Source organism: Kitasatospora phosalacinea (assembly GCF_000717185.1).
GTDB lineage: Bacteria > Actinomycetota > Actinomycetes > Streptomycetales > Streptomycetaceae > Kitasatospora > Kitasatospora phosalacinea_A.
The window spans coordinates 1-21,661 of record NZ_JNYE01000119.1 but is presented as its reverse complement, the minus strand read 5'-3'; the positions used below and the strand labels follow the sequence as shown (position 1 = coordinate 21,661).

Annotated in this window: 16 protein-coding genes; 15 read left to right on the top strand and 1 reads right to left on the bottom strand. The window is 75.1% G+C overall.

Features of this window, described 5'->3' with window-relative positions; all coding sequences use genetic code 11:
- From OO57_RS33595 to OO57_RS33585, 3 genes are all read left to right on the top strand, one after another.
- On the top strand, window positions 1-977 hold a 977-nt coding region (locus OO57_RS33595), incomplete at its 5' end, for a peptidoglycan-binding protein (RefSeq protein ID WP_051778587.1).
- A gap of 110 nt (window positions 978-1,087) precedes the next feature.
- Complete coding sequence (gene dacB / locus OO57_RS38775) at window positions 1,088-2,680, top strand: D-alanyl-D-alanine carboxypeptidase/D-alanyl-D-alanine-endopeptidase (protein ID WP_051778586.1); 1,593 nt, start codon at window positions 1,088-1,090, stop codon at window positions 2,678-2,680.
- Between the two features lie 96 nt (window positions 2,681-2,776).
- Window positions 2,777-3,796, top strand: coding sequence for an N-acetylglucosamine kinase (locus OO57_RS33585; RefSeq protein ID WP_033256547.1), 1,020 nt, complete (start codon window positions 2,777-2,779; stop codon window positions 3,794-3,796).
- Between the two features lie 17 nt (window positions 3,797-3,813).
- Here OO57_RS33585 and OO57_RS33580 read toward each other — a convergent pair whose 3' ends face one another.
- On the bottom strand, window positions 3,814-5,439 hold the full coding sequence (locus OO57_RS33580; RefSeq protein WP_051778585.1) for a glycoside hydrolase family 10 protein: 1,626 nt from the start codon (window positions 5,437-5,439) through the stop codon (window positions 3,814-3,816).
- Between the two features lie 223 nt (window positions 5,440-5,662).
- On the opposite strand from OO57_RS33580, the gene OO57_RS33575 reads away from it, so the two are divergent.
- From OO57_RS33575 to OO57_RS33520, 12 genes are all read left to right on the top strand, one after another.
- A complete protein-coding gene (locus tag OO57_RS33575; protein ID WP_033256546.1) occupies window positions 5,663-6,886 on the top strand; it encodes an anhydro-N-acetylmuramic acid kinase in 1,224 nt (407 codons plus the stop codon).
- Between the two features lie 246 nt (window positions 6,887-7,132).
- Complete coding sequence (locus OO57_RS33570) at window positions 7,133-8,776, top strand: peptide ABC transporter substrate-binding protein (RefSeq protein ID WP_051778584.1); 1,644 nt, start codon at window positions 7,133-7,135, stop codon at window positions 8,774-8,776.
- Between the two features lie 106 nt (window positions 8,777-8,882).
- Entirely contained in the window at window positions 8,883-9,809 is a 927-nt protein-coding gene (locus OO57_RS33565; protein WP_033256545.1) for an ABC transporter permease, read from the top strand.
- A complete protein-coding gene (locus tag OO57_RS33560; RefSeq protein WP_063737703.1) occupies window positions 9,802-10,734 on the top strand; it encodes an ABC transporter permease in 933 nt (310 codons plus the stop codon). Before OO57_RS33565 ends, OO57_RS33560 begins: the two co-directional genes overlap by 8 nt.
- Before the next feature lie 43 nt (window positions 10,735-10,777).
- A complete protein-coding gene (locus OO57_RS33555) occupies window positions 10,778-11,803 on the top strand; it encodes an ABC transporter ATP-binding protein (RefSeq protein ID WP_033256553.1) in 1,026 nt (341 codons plus the stop codon).
- Entirely contained in the window at window positions 11,800-12,873 is a 1,074-nt protein-coding gene (locus tag OO57_RS33550) for an ABC transporter ATP-binding protein (protein WP_051778582.1), read from the top strand. Before OO57_RS33555 ends, OO57_RS33550 begins: the two co-directional genes overlap by 4 nt.
- 111 nt (window positions 12,874-12,984) lie before the next feature.
- The gene (locus tag OO57_RS33545) at window positions 12,985-14,952 is read left to right on the top strand and encodes an N-acetylmuramoyl-L-alanine amidase (protein WP_051778581.1); all 1,968 of its coding nucleotides are present in this window, start codon (window positions 12,985-12,987) and stop codon (window positions 14,950-14,952) included.
- Between the two features lie 78 nt (window positions 14,953-15,030).
- Window positions 15,031-16,332, top strand: a complete 1,302-nt coding sequence (locus OO57_RS33540) for a C39 family peptidase (RefSeq protein WP_051778580.1) — start codon at window positions 15,031-15,033, stop codon at window positions 16,330-16,332.
- A 27-nt stretch (window positions 16,333-16,359) separates the two neighbouring features.
- Window positions 16,360-16,908: a hypothetical protein gene (locus OO57_RS44350; RefSeq protein WP_158715320.1), complete on the top strand. Its 549-nt coding sequence runs from the start codon at window positions 16,360-16,362 to the stop codon at window positions 16,906-16,908.
- A gap of 93 nt (window positions 16,909-17,001) precedes the next feature.
- Window positions 17,002-18,402 carry a hypothetical protein gene (locus OO57_RS33530; protein WP_051778579.1) on the top strand — a complete coding sequence of 467 codons (1,401 nt, stop codon included), beginning with the start codon at window positions 17,002-17,004 and terminating at the stop codon, window positions 18,400-18,402.
- 410 nt (window positions 18,403-18,812) lie between these two features.
- Window positions 18,813-20,366, top strand: coding sequence for an alpha-L-arabinofuranosidase B (locus tag OO57_RS33525; protein WP_033256543.1), 1,554 nt, complete (start codon window positions 18,813-18,815; stop codon window positions 20,364-20,366).
- Between the two features lie 171 nt (window positions 20,367-20,537).
- A partial coding sequence (locus tag OO57_RS33520; protein ID WP_051778578.1) for a putative Ig domain-containing protein occupies window positions 20,538-21,661 on the top strand: 1,124 nt, incomplete at its 3' end.

Here is a 21,661-nt window from a genome sequence, read left to right as displayed (position 1 = left end):
CCACCCGCCCCCCACGCACCCCGAGGCGCGCCACCCCGGCACGCCTCGCCGCCGCCCTGCTGGCCGCCCTGCTGACCCTCCTGGGCACCGCCCTGCCCGCCCACGCCGCCGCCCCCGCCTGGCCGGTGCTCTCCCAGGGCGCCGGCGGCAACGACGTCGCCAGCCTGCAGTTCCTCCTGCGCCAGCGCGGCCAGACCCTGGTCGCAGGCGGCTACTTCGACGCGCAGACCAGGAGCGCCGTCGTCTCCTTCCAGAGCGCCAACGGCCTGACCGCCGACGGTGTCGTCGGCCCCGACACCTGGGCCGCGCTGGTCGTCACCGTCTCGCCCGGGGACACCCAGGCCAACGCCGTCCGGGCGGTGCAGTTCCAGCTCCAGAAGACCGGCTACGACGTGCCCACCGACGGCGTGTTCGCCGGTGCCACCACCACGGCCGTCGACGACTTCAAGGCCGGCCGGCAGCTCACCGGCGGCAGCACCGTCGGCCCCACCACCTGGCAGTACCTGCTCGGCGCGGCCGCCGGGAGCGGCGTCCACGGCGGCTACGCCTTCGTGGTGCCCAAGGGGGCCGTCTCCGGCGGCCGCGACAGCCTGCTCCAGCCGCACCACGACTACCCGGCGGCCGACATCCCGGTCGCCGAGTGGACCGACGCCTTCGCCGTCACCTCCGGCACCGCGCGCCAGAACGGCGGCGCGAGCGACGCCTGCGGCTACGGCCTGGCCATCGACGGCGACGACGGCGTCACCTACCAGTACTGCCACCTCAACAGCCGCCTGGTCGCCACCGGCACCCGGGTGACGCCGGGCCAACTCGTCGCCCACACCGGCAACACCGGCAACACCACCGGCCCGCACCTGCACTTCGGGATCTTCCGCGGCGGCGTCTCGGTCTGCCCGCAGCAGTTGCTGGCCGCCCTGTGGGACGGCACCGCCCCGCCGTCCCCGCAGTCGCTGCCGACCACCGGCTGCTTCTACTGACCCGGTCGCCGTCCGGGCCCCGACCGTCCCGGGCCCCGGGACGGTCGGGGCCCGGTGACGCGCCCGTCGCTCCGCCGGCCGTTCCGCCACGACGAACAGGAGACCCCCGCATGCGCCTCCTCCCGCGCCGCCGCCTCGCCCTGCCGGCGGCCGCCGCCCTGACCGCCGCGCTGCTGGCTGTGGTCGCCCCCGGCGGCAGCGCCCCGCCGCCGGCGTCCGCCGCCACCGCGTCCGCGCTCACCGCCGACCTCGACCGGCTGCTGACCGACCCGCGGCTGGCCGGCGCGGCGGCCGCCGTGAAGGTGGTGGACGCCGACACCGGCGAAGTCCTGTACGCGCACGACTCCCAGCACCTGGTGCTCCCCGCCTCCACCATGAAGCTGGTCACCTCCGCCGCCGCGATGGACCTGCTCGGCACCGGCTACCGCTTCGGCACGGACGTCCTGGCCACCGGCCGCAGCGACGCCGGCGTCCTGCACGGCGACCTCGTCCTGCGCGGCGGCGGCGACCCGAGCCTGCTGGCGCAGGACCTCGACGCGCTGGCCCGGCAGGTCGCCGACGGCGGGGTGCGCCTGGTGACCGGCACGCTGGCCTACGACGCCTCCCGCTACGACGACGTGCCGCTGGGCAGCGGCTGGGCCTGGGACGACGAGCCGTACTCCTACAGCCCGCAGATCTCCGCGCTGACCGTCGCCAGTGACACCGACTACGACACGGGCACCCTCCAGGTCACCCTCACCCCGGGCGAGCCCGGCGCGCCCGCCGCCGTGCGGGTCGTCCCCGCCGACACCGGCGCGGAGATCACCGGCAGCGTCACCACCGGCCCGGCCGGCAGCGCCTACGGCGTCGACGTCACCCGCCGCCACGGCACCGGCGAGATCGTGCTCTCCGGCAGCCTGCCCGCGGACAACGGGCCCGACGACGAGTGGGTCACCGTCGACGACCCGGCGAAGGCCGCCGCCCGGGTCTTCGCCGCCGCCCTGGCCCGGCACGGCGTCCGCGTGCTGGGCGGCGACCCGGTCGCCGCCCCCGCCCCCGCCGGTGCCCGGCAGGTGGCCCACCACGACTCGGCGCCGCTCGGCGACCTGCTCGTGCCGTTCCTCAAGCTCAGCAACAACGGCATCGCGGAGCACCTGGTCAAGGAGATGGGCCGGGTCGGTTCCGGTGACGGCAGTTGGCCCGCCGGACTCGCCCGGATCGCCGACTTCCTGCACCGCAACGGCCTCGACCCCACCCCGGCCCGCCAGGCGGACGGCTCCGGCCTGTCCCGCTACGACCTGGTCACCGCCGACCGCTACACCGCCCTGCTCGCCCACGCGCGCACGCAGCTCTGGTTCGCGACCTGGTACGCGGCGCTGCCGGTCGCGGGCGACCCCGACCGGATGGTCGGCGGGACCCTGGCCGCCCGGATGCGGGGCACCGCGGCGGCCGGGAACGTCCACGCCAAGACCGGTTCGATGAGCGGCGTCAACACCCTCGCCGGGTACGTCACCTCGCCCGAGGGCCGCAGGCTCGTCTTCGCCGTCCTGGTCAACGACTTCGCCGGAGCGAGCCCGCGCCCCGTCGTCGACCAGATCGCCGTCCGGCTCGCGGCGGGCCCCGCCCCGGCCGGGCAACTGCGCGCCCAGGTCGAGCGCGGCAGCGCCGAGCAGCCGGACGGGCCCGGACCGTCGACCGGCGTGCACGGCCGCACCCGGGACTGACCGGGCCGCACCGGCACCCGCACCCGCGCCGGCACCCGCACCCGCCCCGCACCAGCAGCCCATCCCGCACCACGACGGAAGACAGGGGAAGCACCGATGCCCACCACCTCGACCACGTCCGCCCCGCTGGTGATCGGGGTGGACTCCGGAGGCACCGGCACCCGCTGCGCGGTCGTCGGCCTGGACGGGCGCGTGCGGGCCCGCGGCCACGGCCCCGGCGGCAACCTGCGCTCCAGCCCGGACCCGGCGGGAGCGCTGCGCCAGGCGCTGGAGGACGCGCTGGACGGGGTCGACCGCACCCGGATCGCCGCCGGCCACCTGGCGTTCGCCGGAGCCGACGGCGAGGACGGCAGCACCTACCGCGAAATGGCCACCTGGGTCTGGCGACAGGCCCGCCTGCCCGGTGCGCCCGCCGTCGGCGACGACCTCGCCGCCGCCGTCGCCGGGGCCACCGACAGCCCGGACGCGCTCCTCCTGCTGTCCGGGACGGGAGCCGCGGCCGCCCTGTACCGCGGCGGGGCCCGCACCGCCCGGCGCGACGGCTACGGCTGGCTGCTGGGCGACGAGGGCTCCGGGGTCTGGCTCGGCCGGCAGGCCGTCGTCCGCACGCTCTCCGCCCTGGACGGCCGCGGCCCGGCGACGGCCCTGCTGGACGTCCTGCCGCAGGCGCTCGCCGTCGACACCTGCGGAGCCGACGGCACCGGCACCGCCCTGGCCCGGCGGATGGTCACCGCCGTGCACGCCGCCCCGCCCGCCGAACTCGCCCGCCTCGCCCCGCTGGTGGACGCCGTCGCCAGGAACGGGGACCCGGTCGCCGAGCGCATCGTCGCCGAAGGCGCCCACCTGCTGCTGCACACCCTCGACTCCCTCGCCGACGCGGCCGGACCCGACTTCGGGACCCTGCCCGTCGTCCTGGCCGGGGGCCTGCTGACCGGCACCACCCTGCTCGCCGACCGGGTCACGGCCGCCCTGCGGGCCCGGGGCACCGCCACCGTCCCGGCCCGGGACGGCGCGACCGGAGCGGCCGCCCTCGCCGCCCTCGCCCTGCGGGCCCCGGCCGCGCCCGCCGAGGCCCGGCGGCTGCACCGGGCCGTGGCGGGACTGCAACCCGCTTGACCGGGCGGTGCCGGGCGCTACCCGGCGGAGCGCGGGGCCCGGGTCCGGACGGCGGCGCTGGGCAGGCCCTCCCGGCCGACCCGGTCGACGGCGGTCACCACGTACCAGGCGTCGCGCCCGCCCTCCGGCTCCTCGAACCGGCCCGCCGCTGCCGGGACGACGGCCACCAGGTGGGCGGCGTCCAGGACCGGGTCGCGCCCCGGGGCCGCGTCGTAGCGGTAGACCGCGTACCGGAACGGCGCGGGCCGGGCGCCGTCCCGGCCGCGGCCGCCGTCCCGGAGGCCGATGTCCAGACCGTCCGCGCCGCCGCGCCGGACCCGCACCCGGGGCCGTCCCGGGGCGGCCCCGCCGGCCAGCCGGGGCAGCAGCGGGACGAGCGCGGGCCGCTGCCAGTGGTCGGCCCGCAGGCGGCTGACCGCGCCGATCCGGTCGGCCCAGGTGTCCTTCGCGCTGAACAGGACGTCGCCGCTGACCTGCGGCAGCGTGGCGTTCAGGTCGAGGTGGCGGGAGAGCTCGGCCGGGTCCTGCCACGGGGCGGGCTGGGCCGGGTCGGCGACCTTGTACACGGCCTGGCCGATCCACAGCAGGGTGTCCGTCCCGGCGGTCTGGGCGGCCCACCAGGGCGCCAGCGCGCCGTAGTCGGCGACGGCCGGCCCGATGTGCCAGTACAGCTGCGGGGCGACGTAGTCCAGCCACCCCTTGGCGACCCAGCCGCGGGTGTCGGCGTGCAGGCCGTCGTACGACTGGAACGCCCGGGTGGGGGAGCCCGCCGGGTCGCTGGTGTCGTTGCGCCACACCCCGAACGGGCTGATGCCGAAGCACGCCTCGGGACGGGCCTCGCGCACCAGGTCCCGCATCTCACTGACCATCAGGTCGACGTTGTGGCGGCGCCAGGCGTTCCGGTCGTCCCAGCCCACGCCGTACGCGGCGAAGGCGTCGTCGTCGGGGAAGTCCCGGCCGCTGACCGGGTAGGGGTAGAAGTAGTCGTCGAAGTGCACCCCGTCGACGTCGTAGCGGCGCACCGCGTCCAGCATCGCCTGCTGGGCGAAGCGGCGGGCCGCGGGAACCCCCGGGTTGTAGTACAGCTTGCCGCCGTAGGAGACGGTCCACTCCGGGTGGGTGCGGGCCGGGTGGTCGGCCACCAGCGCGGTGACGTCCGGCTGCATGGATACCCGGTACGGGTTGAACCAGGCGTGGAAGGCCAGGCCGCGCTCGTGCGCCGCCCCGACCACGAACCCCAGCGGGTCCCAGCCCGGGTCCCGGCCCTGGACCCCCGTGATCCACTGCGACCACGGCTCGTACGGGGAGGGCCAGAACGCGTCCGCCGTCGGACGGACCTGGACGAAGACGGCGTTCAGCCCGCAGGCGACGGCCCGGTCCAACTGCCCGAGGAAGTCGGTGCGCAGGCGCTCCGGCGGCAGGCCGGGCGCGGACGGCCAGTCGATGTTGGCGACCGAGGCGATCCACACGCCGCGCAACTGCGCCTTGGGACCGGCGGCCACCGGGGCGGGGACCGCGGCGTGCCCGGTGCCCGCCCCGGCCAGCAGTCCGCCGCAGGTGCCGGAGGCGACGACGGCCAGCGCGGAGAGCACCGACCGCCGCGACGGGGCGGCGGAGCGGCGGGGGGAATCGGACGAGGACATGGCGGCTCCGGGGGAAGGAGGAGGAGGGAACGGGAGCGCTCGGCGGCGCGGACGGCGCACTTCCGGCGGGGAGCGCCCACTGTGCCGGGTGCGCCACGCGACCGGTCAAGGGGTTCGCCACTCCACGAGCCGGATTCCACTGACAGACAACTTTCCGCCCCGCCACGGCCCGCCCCGCCACGGCCCGCCACGACCCGCCCGCCACGACCCCGGAGCGCACACGGTGAAAGTCCTCGGCCTGATGTCCGGCACCTCCCACGACGCGATCGACACCGCCGTGGTCGACCTCGTCCTCGACGACGGCCCCGCCCGCCCCGACGGCCCGGTGCTGCACGGACGGCTGCTGCACCACGGCGCGGTGCCCTACCCCCGCGCGCTGCGGGCCGACCTGAGCGCCGCCCTCCCGCCGCACCCGGTCGACCTGGCCGCCGTCTGCCGCCTGGACACCCGGATCGGGCAGGCCTTCGCGGCCGCCGCGGCCGGGGCGGCCACCGCCGTCGGCGGCGTCGACCTGGTGGTCTCGCACGGGCAGACCGCCTACCACTGGGTCGAGGACGGGCAGGTGCGCGGCACCCTCCAACTGGGCCGCCCCGCCTGGATCGCGGAGGCCGCCGGAGCCCCGGTGGTCGCCGACCTGCGGGCGGCCGACGTGGCCGCGGGCGGCCAGGGCGCACCCCTGGTCGCCCTGCTGGACGTCCTGCTGCTGGCCGGCCTGCCCGGCCCGCCCGGCGTGCGCCGCGGCGCGCTGAACCTGGGCGGCATCGCCAACCTCACCGTCCCGCGCACCGCCCGCGGCACCCCCGCCGCGTACGACACCGGCCCGGCCAACGCGCTGCTGGACGCGGCGGTGCTGCGCGCCACCGGCCGGCGCTACGACCGCGACGGCGCGCTCGCCGCCCGGGGCCGGGTCGACGCCCGGCTACTGGCCCGGCTGCTGGCCGAGCCCTACTACCGGCGCCCGGCGCCGAAGTCCACCGGCAAGGAGCTGTTCCACGCCGCCTACCTGGAACGGGTCCTGACGGAGCACCGGGACGCCGGGGGAGCGCGGCCGACGATCGCGGACCTGCTGGCGACCCTGACCGTGCTGACCGCCCGCACGGTGGCCGACGAGGTGCGCCGCCACGGCCTGCAGGAGGTGCTGGTCTCCGGCGGAGGCTGCCGCAACCCCGTCCTGACCGCCCGGCTCGCCGCCGAACTGGCCTCGGTGGCACTGGTCCCCAGCGAGAGGGCCGGTCTGCCCGCGGACGCCAAGGAGGCGGTGGCGTTCGCCGTCCTCGGCTGGCACACCGTGCACGGCCTGCCGGCCTCGGTGCCGTCCTGCACCGGGGCCCGCGGCGCCCGGGTGCTGGGCACGCTCACCCCGGGCCCCGGCGGCCTGCCGCACCCGCCCGCGGTCCGCCGCCCGCCGGTCGCGGCGCTGTTCCGCCCGGCGGGCGGCGGCACCTGACGGTTCGACAGAGTGTCGGCCCCGTGCCGACGGGCATCGACATCCCGTCCATCGCCGCGCACGCGGGCCCGCCCCTACGGTGGGGGCCCGCGGAGGACGGCAGCCCGCACCGGCGCACCGGTGCGCCCCGCCGGGACGGCAGTGCGGCCGACCGCCTCCGCCCTCCCGCGCACCCGCACCGCAACCCCCCGTCTCCGGTACCCCCTTCCTGCCCCGCGGGCAGGAACCGAGAGGAACACAGCGGCCATGCACACGCCCCGGCACAGACCCTCCCACGCGCGCCCCTGGCCGGCCCTCGCGGCCGCCACCGCCCTGGCCCTGGCGCTCTCCGCCTGCGGCGGCACCGCCGACGGCGGCGGGAGCTCCGCCGACGGGGGCCCCGGCACCCCCGGCGGCACCTACACCGTCGCCCTGACCGAGCCCAACCACCTGACGCCGGGACAGACCACCGACAGCTACGCGATCCAGGTCATCCAGGGACTCTTCGACACCCCGGTCACCCTCGACCCGAAGGACGGCCACGTCCTGCCGCTGGCGGCCGCGTCGGTCGAGTCGACGGACCAGAAGGTCTGGACGGTCAAACTGCGCCCGGACGGCGTGTTCCACAACGGCGAGAAGGTCACCGCCCAGAGCTTCGCGGACGCCTGGAACGCCGCCGCCTACGGCCCCAACGGCTGGGAGTCCAACTACTACTTCGCCCAGATCCAGGGCTACGCCGACCTCAACCCCGACGAGGGCCGGCAGCCCGGGGCCGACAAGCTGTCCGGTCTGGAGGTGGTCGACGACACCACCCTGAAGGTCACCCTGTCCTCGCCGTTCAGCCAGTTCCCGATGATGCTGGCGTTCACCGCCTTCGCCCCGCTGCCCAAGGCCGCGTTCACCGACCCGAAGGCGTTCGACGCCCACCCGATCGGCAACGGCCCGTTCCAGATGGACGGCGACTGGGTCCACGACCAGAAGATCGCCCTGAAGAAGTCCCCCTCCTACGCGGGCGGCCGCAAGCCGATGGCCGACGGCGTCACCTTCAAGATCTTCACCAGCAAGGACACCGCCTTCACCGAGCTCCAGGCCGGCAACGTCGACATCATGACGACCGTGCCCGCCGCCCGCGCCCCCGAGGCCAAACGGGCCTTCGGCGACCGCTACTCCGTCCGGCCCAGCGGCACCATGGACTACCTCGGCCTGCCGCTGTGGGACCCGCGCTTCAAGGACCCCGACCTGCGTCGCGCCCTGTCGATGGCCATCGACCGCCCCGGCGTCACCCAGGCCATCTACAACGGCGTCTTCAAACCGGCCGACTCGATCGTCGCCCCGATGATCCCCGGCCACCGCGACGGCGCCTGCGGCGAGGCGTGCGCCTACGACCCGGCCCGGGCCAAGGCGCTGTTCGACGAGGCTGGCGGCTTCAGCGGCCCGCTGGAGCTGTACTTCTCCAACTCCGACCCCACGTACGAGCAGTGGATGACCGCCGTCGCCAACCAGCTCAAGCAGAACCTCGGCATCCAGGACGTCACCTTCAAGAAGATGGCCTCCGCCGACCTCGGCCCGGTCCTCAACAAGCGCCAGGGCACCGGCCCCTACCGCCAGAACTGGGTGATCGACTACCCGAGCATGCAGAACTACCTGGACGGGCTGTACAACCCCGACAACCGGATGGGCTGGAGCAACCCGCAGTTCGACGCGCTCGTCGCCAGGGGCAACGCGGCGGAGGACGGCAAGGACGGCCTGGCCGCCTACCAGCAGGCCGAGGACCTCGCCCTCCGGGAGATGCCGCTGATCCCGCTGTGGAACTGGCAGGACCAGTCGGCCTGGAGCGACAAGGTCGGCCACGTGCTGATCGACCCGTACGTCACCGGCCTGCACCTCGACCAGGTCACCGTCCGGCACTGACCGCCCGTGGTGGCCGGCGGGCCGCCACGGGCACCCCGTACGCACGTCCGCCGCGGCCCGGCCCCGTCCGGGCCGCCGGACCCCGACCCCCCGGGGGCAGCCTCCCATGGGCAGATTCGTCGCCCGGCGCCTGCTGCACGCGATACCCGTGCTGCTGGCGACCACCTTCCTCATCTACGCCCTGGTCTTCGTCCTGCCGGGCGACCCGATCCAGGGCCTGGCCGGCGACCGGCCCGTCCCCCCGTCCGTGCTCGCCGAACTGCACCGGCGCTACCACCTGGACGACCCGCTGGTGGTGCAGTACGCCAAGTACCTGGGCGGACTGTTCACCGGCGACTTCGGCACCACCTTCCGCGGCCAGCCGGTCGGCGACGTGATCGCCCAACGGTGGCAGGTCACCGTCCGCCTCGGACTGACCGCCTGGTTCTTCGAGGTCGTCCTCGGCATCGCCCTCGGCGTGTGGGCCGGCCTCAACAAGGGCCGCTGGGCCGACAACCTGGTGCTCGGCGCGACCACCGTGGTCATCGCGGTGCCCGTCTACATCGTCGGCTACCTGGCCCAACTCGTGCTGGGCGTCCGGCTCGGCTGGTTCCCGGTCTCCGGCGGCGACGCCGGCTGGCCCGCCGCCTACGTGCTGCCCGGCCTGGTGCTGGCCTCCTTCGGCCTGGCGTACGTCGCCCGCCTCACCCGGGCCTCCCTGGTGGAGAACCTGCGCGCCGACTACGTGCGCACCGCCGACGCCAAGGGCCTCAGCCGCCGCCGGGTGGTGATCGGCCACACGCTGCGCAACTCGCTGATCCCGGTCGTCACCTTCCTCGGCGTGGAACTCGGCTCGCTGATGGCCGGGGCGATCGTCACCGAGTACATCTTCAACCTCCCCGGCATCGGCCAGCAGGTCTTCCAGTCGATCCAACTGCGCGAGGGCCCCACCGTCGTGGGCATCACCACCGCCCTGGTGCTGGTCTTCGTCCTGGCCAACCTGGCCGTCGACCTCCTCTACGGCCTGCTCGACCCGAGGATCCGCCATGACTAGCCCCCACCCGCCGGGCCCGACCGGGGACCTGCTGCTGCCCGCCGCCGGCACCGACGCCCCGCCGCAGGCCCCGCCCGCCTCGCTCAGCCGCGACGCCTGGCAGCAACTGCGCTCGCGCCCGGTGGTGTGGGCCTGCCTGGCGGTGATCGCCCTGATCGGCCTGACGGCCGCCGCCCCGGGCCTCTTCACCGCCCTGCTCACCGACGACGACGGCCGCTGCGAACTCGCCCGGTCCAAACTCGGCCCGACCGGCGGCCACCCCTTCGGCTACGACCTCCAGGGCTGCGACTACCTCGCGCAGGTCGTCCGCGGCAGCCGCCCCTCCCTGCTCGCCGGGGTCGCGGTCACCGCCGGCGCGCTGCTGGTCTCGGTGGTGCTCGGCCTGCTGGCCGGCTTCTACGGCGGCTGGGTGGACAGTCTGCTCTCCCGCGCCACCGAGGTCGCCTTCGGCCTGCCGTTCGTCCTGGGCGCCACCGTCATCCTGGTCGCCTTCCCCCGGCACGGCCTGGGCGCGATGACGCTCGTCCTGGTCGCGCTCGGCTGGAGCACCATGACCCGGGTGATGCGGTCCCAGGTCATCGCGGTCAAGGACGCCGACTACGTCCGCGCCGCCCGGATGGCCGGGGCCCGACCGTCCCGGCTGATGCTCCGGCACGTCCTGCCGAACGCGATCACGCCGGTCGTCGTCGTGGCGATGCTCAACGTCGGCAACGTCATCTCCGGCGAGGCGACCCTCGACTTCCTCGGCGTCGGCCTCCAGTACCCGGCCGTCAGCTGGGGCCTGCAACTCAACACCGCGCAGACCTACTTCCTCGACCACCCGCACCTGCTGGCCTTCCCCGCCCTGTTCCTGTCGGCCACCGTCCTGAGCTTCATCCTGCTCGGCGACGCGGTCCGCGACGCCTACGACCCGAAGCTGAGGTGAGCGCCCCGTGCCCGCCGCACCCCCGCCCCCGCCGCCCGAGCCCCTGCTGCCGGAACCCCCGCTGCCCGAGCCCCCGCTGCTGGAAGTGGACGACCTGCACGTGGAGTTCCGCACCCCGCGCGGCACTGTCCGGGCCGTCAACGGCCTCGGCTACACCCTGCACGCCGGGCAGACCCTCGCCCTGCTCGGCGAGTCCGGCTCCGGCAAGTCGGTGGCGGCCCTGGCCGTCATGGGCCTGCTGCCGACCCCGCCCGCCCGGATCACCCGCGGCGCCGTCCGGCTGCACGGCCGCGACCTGCTGCAACTCTCCGACGCCGAGCACCGCAAGGTCCGCGGCACCCGCATCGCCATGGTGTTCCAGGACGCGCTGTCCGCGCTCAACCCCGTGCTGACCGTCGGCCACCAACTCGGCGAGATGTTCCGCGTCCACCGGGGCCTGAACCGCAGGGAAGCCCAGGCCAGGGCCGTCGAACTGATGGACCGGGTCCGCATCCCCGCCGCCGCCCGCCGGGTCGACGACTACCCGCACCAGTTCTCCGGCGGCATGCGCCAACGCGTCATGATCGCCATGGCGCTGGCCCTCGACCCCGAGGTCGTCATCGCCGACGAACCGACCACCGCCCTCGACGTCACCGTCCAGGCCCAGATCATGCGGCTGCTCGCCGACCTCCAGCAGGAGACCGGCACGGGCCTGCTGCTGATCACCCACGACCTCGGCGTGGTCGCCTCCGTCGCCGACCGGATCACCGTCATGTACGCGGGCCGCGTCGTCGAGGAGTCCGACGCCCCCCGCCTGTACGCCGCCCCCGCCCACCCCTACACCAGGGGACTGCTGGAGTCCGTGCCGCGCCTGGACCGTCCCGGCCGACGGCTGGTGCCCGTCCCCGGCTCCCCGCCCGACCTCGCCCACCTGCCGACCGGCTGCGCCTTCCACCCGCGCTGCGCCGCCGCCCGCGCGCGCTGCGCGGAGGAACGGCCCGCCCTGCTGCCCGTCGGCGCGGCGGCGGGGGAGCGCAGCAGCGCCTGCCACTTCACCGACGAGGTCACGGCCCGAGGAGGACGACTGTGAGCACCGGCGCCCTCGACCGGGCCGACCCGGACCCGTCGGACCCCGACCGGCCGATCCTGCGGGTGCGCGGCCTCGCCAAGCACTACCCGACCGGCCACGGACCGTTCCGCCGCCGCGGCGCAGGCGCCGTGCGGGCCGTCGACGGCGTCGACCTGGAGCTGCGCCGCGGCGAGACACTCGGCCTGGTCGGCGAGTCCGGCTGCGGCAAGTCGACGCTGGCCTCCGTCCTCATGGGCACGGAACGCCCGAGCACCGGCACCGTCGAGGTCGACGGGCAGGACCTGTTCGCCCTGGACCGGCGGCAGTTGCGCGCGGTGCGCCGCCGCATGCAGATGGTCCTGCAGGACCCGTACTCCTCGCTCGACCCCCGGATGACGATCGGCCGGATCGTCGCCGAACCGCTCGTCATCCACCCCGAGGTGCTGCCCCGGGAGCAGCGCCCGGGCAAGGTCGCCGAACTCCTGCGGCTGGTCGGCCTGGACCCGGCGCACGCCGACCGCTACCCGCACCAGCTCTCCGGCGGGCAGCGCCAGCGCGTCGGCATCGCCCGGGCGCTCGCGCTCGGCCCCGAACTGCTGCTGTGCGACGAACCGGTCTCCGCGCTCGACGTCTCGGTGCAGGCCCAGGTCCTCAACCTCCTCGCCGACCTGCGCGAACGCCTCGGCCTGGCCTGCCTGTTCATCGCGCACGACCTCGCGGTCGTGCAGTACCTCTGCGACCGGATCGCCGTCATGTACCTCGGACGGATCGTCGAGACCGGCACCCGCGAACAGGTCTACGCCTCGCCCCACCACCCCTACACCCGGGCCCTGCTCGCGGCCGTGCCGGTGCCCGACCCGACCCTGCGCGGCGCACAGGTCGCCCTGCTGGAGGGCGACCTGCCCTCCCCGGCCGACCCGCCCTCCGGGTGCCGCTTCCGCACCCGCTGCCCGCAGGCCCGGGAGCGCTGCGCCCAGGAGGAGCCCGCACTGACCGTGCGGCCCGGCACCGACCACCCGACGGCCTGCCACTTCCCGCTGCCGGCGCAGGTCCCACCGCCCAGGGACGCGGCCACCGGCAAGGCCCCCTGACGGGACGCCGCCCCGTCCGGGCCCCGGCGCCCGCACCACCGGTCCCGCCCCTGCGCGCGGACCGCCGCTCCGCCCCGACCCGTCATCCCCGTGACAAGGAGCACCACCCCCATGCCGCAACCGTCCCAGCCGTCCGCCCGGTCCGTGCGCCGCACCGCGCTGGCGGCCGCGGCCGCCCTGCTGCCCGCCCTCGCCGTCGCTCCCCAGGCCCGGGCGGCCGAACCGGCTCCCGGCGGCCCGCGCGCCGCCGCCTTCACCGCGGCCGCCGCCGAGTACCGCGTCCCGCTCCAGGTACTGCTCGGCGTCTCCTACCTGGAGACCCGCTGGGACGCCCACGGCGGCGCCCCCAGCACCGACGCGGGTTACGGCCCGATGCACCTCACCGACGCCCGCGGCGCGCTCGCCGCCCTCCCGCACCACGGCGAGGGCGGCGAGGACGCCCGCGGCAAGGACGACGCCCCGCTGCTCCGCCCCGCGCCCCCGGAAGCCCCGACGGACGACCCCGCGCCCCGGCCGGAGACCCTGCCGGAGGCCGCCCGGCTGACCGGCGCCGCCCCCGAGCAGCTCAGGAGCGACCCGGCCGCGAACATCCGCGGCGGCGCCGCCCTGCTCGCCGCCCACCAGGCCGCCCTCGGCGAGGGCGCCTCCACCGACCCCGCCGCCTGGTACGCCGCGGTGGCCCGCTACTCCGGCGCGGACGACGAGGCCACCGCCCGCCGGTTCGCCGACGAGGTGTTCGAGGTGATCGCCGAGGGCCCGGCCCGGCAGACCGACGCCGACGGCGGCCGGGTCGCCCTCACCGCGGCCCGGATCGCCCCGCGCACCGACCAGTTGGCCCGCCTGCACCTGCGGCCCACCGCGGACGGCGCGGACTGCCCCGCCGGGCTCGGCTGCGAGTGGATCCCCGCCCCCTACCAGCAGCTCTCCGACGACCCCGGCGACTACGGCAACCACGACCTGTCCGACCGGCCGTTCAACCAGAAGATCGACTACATCGTCGTCCACGACACCGAGACCCTCTACGACCCGACCCTGAAACTGGTCCAGGACCCGACCTACGTCTCCTGGCACTACACGATCCGCTCCGCCGACGGCCACGTCGCCAACCACGTCAACCCCAAGGACGCCGCCTGGCACGCCGGGAACTGGTACGTCAACGCCAAGTCCGTCGGCATCGAGCACGAGGGCTTCCTCGCCCAGGGCGGCCAGTGGTACACCGAGGCGATGTACCGCAACTCGGCGAGACTGGTGCGCTACCTGGCCGACAAGTACGACGTCCCGCTGGACCGCGCGCACGTCGTCGGCCACGACGACGTCCCCGGCACCACCGCCGGAAGCATCCCCGGCATGCACCAGGACCCCGGCCCGTACTGGGACTGGGACCACTACTTCGAGCTGCTCGGCCACCCCTTCCACGGCGTGGGCGACCCCAGGACCGCCGCACTGGTCACCATCGACCCCGACTACGACGCCAACACCGAGCCGTACTACTGCGGCGACACCCCGGCCGACCCCTGCCCCGTGCACGGCTCCGCCTCGATCACCCTGCGCACCGCCCCGCGCGAGGACGCCCCGCCGGTCACCGACATCGGCATCCGCCCCGCCCCCGGCGACTGGTCGGTGTACAACCACGCGGCCCGGGTCAGCACCGGCCAGCAGTACGCCGTCGCCGACCGCTCCGGCGACTGGACCGCGATCTGGTACCTCGGCCAGAAGGGCTGGTTCCGCAACCCCGCCGCCCTGCCCGCGGTCGGCCTGACCGTGGTCGCCAAGCCCGGCCGCAGCTCGGTGCCGGTGTACGGCCGCGCCTACCCGGAGGCCGGCGCCTACCCGGCCGGAATCAAGCCCCAGGCGGTCTCGCCGCTGCCGTACCAACTGCTCCCCGGGCAGCGGTACTCCTTCGGCGGGGCCGTCCACGGCGAGTACTACTACTCCAACACCTTCGACCCGGCGAGCCACACCGTGGTCCGCGGCACCGACGTGTACTACCAGGTGCAGTTCGGCCAGCGGTTCATGTTCGTCAACGCCGCCGACGTCCAGCTCGTACCGAGCTGGACACCCGTTCCGACCGGCAGCTGAGGCCGGTAGCGTGGGGGCCGACGGCCCGGCCGTCGGCCCCCACGACCGGCCCGACGGCCAGAGAGCCAGGACAGCACGATGACAGGGCACACGCCGGGCGGGCCCACCCCCCGCCCGCGGCCCACCGGCGCCGCACCGGACCGCGGCACGGCGGCACTGCACCGCTGGGACGGCGCCGACCGGTTCGCCACCGGCACCTCCGAAGGACTCCGCCCCACCGGCGCCGCCCCCGCGCTCCCCGGGCGCACCGCCCTGGTCTGGGACGCGGCGATCGGCTCCGAACCGTACACCGACCCGTTCGGCCACCGCCCCGGGACGTGGCGGTACGCCCGCTGGACCTCCCCCTGGACCCCGGTCGGCCTCGACCCCGAGGGCGCGGTCGACGCCCACGAACTGGTGCCCTGCTGGACGGCCACCGGACCGGTCGGCACCCGGCTGACGGTGGACCTCCAGGTGCGCGACGCGGCGGGAGCCGAATCCGGCTGGTTCACCATGGCCCGCTGGGCGCCCGGTGACGAGGTCGTGCACCGCACCACCGTCCCCGGGCAGGCCGACGCCTTCGGCACCGTCGAGGTCGACACCCTCACGGCCGCGCCCGGCCGCCCGGTGGCCGCCTTCCGGGTCCGAGCGGTGCTGCTGCGCGCCGAGGAGGGCGAACTCCCGGCCGGGGACGCCGCGGAGGACGCCCCGCCGGCCCTGCACTCCCTCTCGGTGCTGGCCTCCCGCACGTCCGCCGAACCGCCCCGACGCACCAGCGGTCCCGGCGGAGCCTGGGGCACCGTCCTGGACGTGCCGCAGCGCTCCCAGGAGGTGCACACCGGGCACTGCCCGCAGTACGACGGGGGCGGCGAGGCGTGGGCGGGCCCGGCCTGCACCGCGATGCTCACCGCCTACTTCGGCCGCGGCCCCTCCGCCGGGGAGCTGCGCTGGCTCGACCCCCAGGACCCCGCCCCCGACGTCGACTTCACCGCCCGGGCCGTCTACGACTACGCCTACCGCGGCTGCGGCAACTGGGCGTTCAACGCCGCCTACCCCGCCAGGTACGGCCTCCTCGGACTGGTCACCCGGCTGCGCTCACTGACCGAACTGGAACGCTTCATCCTCGCCGGCATCCCCGTGGCCACCGCGCAGGCGGCGCGCAGCAGCGAGCTCGGCGGCTACGCCGCGGCCGGGAACATCATGGTGGTGCGCGGCTTCACCGCCCACGGCGACGTCATCGTCAACGACCCGCTCTCCCCGACCGACGACGCGGTCCGCAGGACCTACCCGCGCGGAGACTTCGAACGCGTCTGGCTGTCCGGCGGCGGCGTCGTCTACCTGGTGCACCCGCCCGACCGGGCCCTCCCGGCCCACGCGCCCGGAACCACCGCCAACTGGTGAGCCGCGTACCGACCGCGTGCGAACCGCGTGCGAACCGCGTGCAGCCGCAGCGGAGCGGCTCGACCTGAGTTCGGCGCCGCCCAGGACCGTCCCCGGCAGCGGGTCGAACTCCGCACCGCAGACCATCGGCTACTGGGGGAGCGGCTGCGGCAGGCGCTCGGATTCCAGGCCGAGCACGAGCTCGGTGCCACGCCCCCCGTCCTGGCTGCGCGGCGGCGAGCTGAACCCCGGCCCCGGCGGGCCCGCACGACGGAACCGGAGGACCCCGACGAAGCCGGAGGACGAGGTCGCGCCGATCACCGGGGGGTACGGCGGCACGGGCCGCGCCCCCTCGCGGCTGTTCGCGAGGACGGCGGCGGCAAGGCGCACTTCGTCGGACTCGACACCACCCACCAGGAGCAGTGGGCCGCCGTCGGCACCGACATCGTCGTCGACGGCGGCCGGTTCACCGCCGAGCCCTACCCGGGCAACGGGCGCACCCCCCGCGTGCTCGGCATGATGAAGGGGGAGCAGGCCGAGGAGTTCCTCGACCACGTCCACCGACCCGCCCGCGGCACCGCCGGGCCGGGGCCTTGACCGTCCGCCCGGTGGGTAGCCGCACCACGGCCCCGCGCGCACCCGCGCCGGGGGAAACGCACGGGAGCGACCTTCCGGGAAGCGGAGCGGACCATGGCGAACGACGGCGACACCACCCGCGGGCACGGCGACGCGCTGGTCCTGTTCGGGATCACCGGCGACCTCGCCGCCAAGATGCTGCTGCCCGCGCTCTACCGGCTCTCCCTCCGCGGCCTGCTGCCCGAGCGGGTGGTCGGCGTGACCCGCGGCGGCTGGAGCCAGGAGCGGCTGCGCAAGCACGCCCGCGAGGCCGTCGCCGCGCACGGGGACGTCGACGACGGCGCCTTCGAGCGCTTCGCCGCCGCGCTGCGCCTGGCCGAGGTCGACTACGACGACCCGGACAGCTTCTCCGCGATCGCCGAGCAGACCGGGGGCTGCCGGATCCTGGCCCACTACCTGGCCGTCCCGCCCGCCCAGTACGCGCGCTCCGCCGAACTCCTCGCCCGCGCCGGTCTGAACGGGCAGGCGCGGCTGGCGGTGGAGAAGCCCTTCGGCCACGACGCCGCCTCCGCCCGCGCCCTGCAAGCGGACCTCACCCGGCACTTCCCCGACGAGCGGCTGCTGCGCGTCGACCACTTCCTGGGCAAGGAGGCGGTGGAGAACCTGCTGACCTTCCGCCTCGCCAACGCCCTGCTCGCCGGCGCCCTCCAGCAGCCCTTCGTCCGCAGCGTGCAGATCACCCTGGCCGAGGACTTCGGCGTCGAGGACCGCGGCGGCTTCTACGACGCCACCGGCGCCCTGCGCGACGTCGTGCAGAACCACCTGCTGCAACTACTGGCCCACCTGGTCATGGAGGCTCCCCGCACCGGCACCGCCCGCGACGTGCTCCGGGAGCGGGTGCGGGCCCTGAAGGCGGTGCGCACCGTGCGGCCCGAGGACTGCGTGCGCGGCCGCTACACCGGCTACCTGGACGTCGAGGGCGTGCGCGAGGGCTCGCGCACCGAGACGTACGTCGCGCTGCGGACCTGGGTGGACACCGACCGGTGGGCGGGGGTGCCGTTCACCATCCGGGCGGGCAAGGCGATGGCGTGCACGGCCAACGAGATCGCCGTCGAGCTGTGCCGCCCCGCCCCCGGCCACTTCCACACCGCCTGCGCGCAGGGGACCGACCCCGACGTGGTGCGGCTGCGGATCAGTCCCGAGCCCGGTGCCTCGTTCCACCTGTTCACCCAACGGGGCGACAACCCCGAGCAGGTGGCGCCGGTCACCGCCGCCACCGCCTTCGACGCCCTGGACGGCGAGAACGTCGCCGCCTACGAGCACGTCCTGGCCGACGTGCTCTCCGGCGACCCGCGCCGCTTCACCAGCATGGACCTCGTCGAGGAGAGCTGGCGCATCGTCGGCGACGTCCTGGACCCCGACCGGGACCCGCTGCCCTACGAACCCGGCACCGACGGGCCCGAGGAGGCCGCCCGGCTGGCCACCGACCGGCGCTGGCTGCCCCTGGGCACCTGAGGCGCGTCGGCTGCCCGGGCTTCCAACCGGCGGACCCGCTCGTCGGGGTCGACCGCCGCCGGAGGCTGCGCGGGACGGGCGGGGGCGGTGCGGGACGGGCCGCCGCACAGGGAATTGTGAGCGCTAACAGGCGCCAGAGCAAGGGGTCGCGCCGACCGCGGGCGAGTCGCCGCGAATCCGATCGGAGGCCTTGACGGGGTCACGACGCTTCTCCATAGTGATGCACGGCCGTCGCCGAGCCCAACTCTCCATCGCCCCCGCAGCTTTGGGCTTCCGCAGGGTAAATTGTTAGCGCTAACAAAGCGTAGCCGCCACCCACCCGCCGCGGACGGTTCCGCCGCCGGGGCCCCGGCGCGGCCGCCTCCCCGGGAACTCCCGACCCCCACCCGATCCCAGCAAGGAGTCCACCCTTGGCCGTCCAGACCTGGCTGCGCCGCGCCCGGCGCACCCTCCTCGCGACCGGCACCACCGCGGTCCTGACCGTCGCCCTGATCGCGGGCGCCGAGACGTCCTCGCAGGCCGCCACCCAGGGCCCGTGCGACCTCTACGCCTCCGGCGGGACGCCCTGCGTGGCGGCCCACTCCACCACCCGGGCCCTGTACGGCGCGTACAACGGCGCCCTCTACCAGGTTCGCCGCGCCTCCGACGGCGCGACCAAGGACATCGGCGTCCTCAGCGCGGGCGGCTACGCCAACGCCGCCGCCCAGGACGCCTTCTGCGCCGCCACCACCTGCGTCATCACCGTGATCTACGACCAGTCCGGCCGGGGCAACCAGCTCACCCAGGCCCCCGCGGGCGGCGCGGCCGGCGGCCCCGACAACCTCGCCCCCGCCACCGCCGCGCCGGTCACCGTGGCGGGCCACAAGGCGTACGGCGTGTACGTGGCCGCGGGCACCGGCTACCGCAACAACAGGACCAACGGCGTCGCCACCGGCGACCAGCCCGAGGGCATGTACGCCGTCCTCGACGGCACCCACTTCGGCGGCGGCTGCTGCTTCGACTACGGCAACGCCGAGACCAACAACCTCGACACCGGCAACGGCCACATGGAGGCCATCTACTTCGGCGACAGCACCATCTGGGGCTCCGGCACCGGCAAGGGCCCCTGGGTGATGGCCGACCTGGAGAACGGCCTGTTCTCCGGCGTCAACGCGGGCTACAACGCGAACGACCCGAGCGTCAGCCACCGCTTCCTGACCGCGATCGTCAAGGGCGCCCCCAACCTGTGGGCGATCAAGGCCGGCAACGCGCAGTCCGGCGGCCTGTCGACGTACTACAACGGGGTCCGGCCCAACGTCTCCGGCTACAACCCGATGCACAAGGAGGGCGCGATCATCCTCGGCATCGGCGGCGACAACAGCAAGTCCTCCAGCGGCACCTTCTACGAGGGCGTGATGACCTCCGGCTACCCCTCGGACGCCACCGAGAACGCCGTCCAGGCCAACATCACCGCGGCCAACTACCAGGAGGCCGCCGTCACTTCGAGCGCCCTCACCCCCGGCGCCCGGGTCTCGCTGAAGGCCACCACCGCCTGCTGCGCCGCCGACTACCTGCGCCGCAACACCGACGCCACGGTGGCCATCTCCCCGATCACCTCCGCCAGTTCGGCCGCCGACAAGGGCGCCGCCACCTGGATCGTCCGCGCCGGACTCGCCAACGGCTCCTGCCTGTCCTTCGAGTCCGCGGCCGCCCCCGGCCAGTACCTGCGGCACGCCGCCTACCAGTTCCACACCGCCGCCTCCGACGGCAGCACCCTGTTCAAGCAGGACGCCACCTTCTGCCTCCAGGCCGGGCACAGCGGACAGGGCTACTCCTTCCAGTCCGTCAACTACCCCAACCGCTTCCTGCGCCACTACGAGTACACCGGCTACCTCGCCGGTGACGGCGTCGGCGGCAACACCTGGGACAACGCCAACTACTGGGCCGAGGACACCTCCTGGCTGACCGCCCAGCCCTGGGCCTGACCCCCGCCCGCACCCGGCGCCCGGGCGCCGGGTGCGGGGCACCACCCGCGGGGAATTCCGGCCGCGAGTTCGGTCGGCACGGTTGACCTTATTGAAGTGGTCATGGCACTTTCGTGCGGCGTGGGCGTGCGCCAACCGGCTGCACGCCTGCAATCCCCCACAAGGAGAGCCATGTTCAAGAAACTCGCCGCCGTACTCGGCGCGGGCACGGTCGTCGCAGGCGCCCTGACCATCGGCGCCGCCCCCGCGCAGGCCGTCCAGGCCGGTGACCTGACCTCCACCATCGCACTGAGCAACTGCTCGGCCTCGCTGGTCCGTTACCCCGCCTCGGTGGACACCGACCGGGCGATGATGCTGACCAACGGCCACTGCCTGCCGACCATGCCGACGGCCGGTCAGGTCATCCAGAACGCGAGCGCCAGCCGCAGCGGCACCCTGCTCAACTCCTCGGGCGCCTCGCTCGGCACCGTCCAGGCGGACAAGGTGCTGTACGCGACGATGACCGGGACCGACGTCGCCCTGTACCAGCTCACCGACACCTTCTCCTCCATCAGCTCCAAGTACGGGGCGACGGCGCTGACGATCAGCGACACCCACCCGGTCGACGGCTCCGCGATGTACATACCGTCCTCGTACTGGAAGCAGGTCTGGAACTGCTCGGTCAACGGGTTCGTCCCGACCCTGCGCGAGGACCAGTGGACCTGGCACGACTCGCTGCGCTACAGCGCGGGCTGCAACACCACGCACGGCACCTCCGGTTCGCCGATCGTCGACGCGGCCAGCCGGAAGGTCGTCGGCATCAACAACACGGGCAACGACGACGGCGCGATGTGCACCCTGAACAACCCGTGCGAGGTGGCCGCCGACGGCACCACCACCGCCACCAAGGGCCAGAGCTACGGCGAGGAGACGTACTGGTTCACCACCTGCCTGGGCACCGGCCGGGTCATCGACCTGAACGTCAGCGGCTGCCTGCTGACCAAGCCGGCCGGCGCGGCCCCGTCGGTGACCAACCCCGGCAACCAGTCCACCGCCGTCAACGGCGCCGTCAGCCTGCAGATCAAGGCCACCGGCGGCACCGCGCCGCTCAGCTACTCGGCCACTGGCCTGCCCGCCGGGCTGTCCGTCAACGCCTCCACCGGCCTGATCAGCGGCACCGCCACCACCGCGGGCGGCTCCACGGTCACCGTGACCGTCAAGGACGCCGCCAACAAGACCGGCACCGCCTCCTTCACCTGGACCGTCACCTCCGGCGGCGGCACCGGCTGCACCCCGGCCCAGCTGCTCGGCAACCC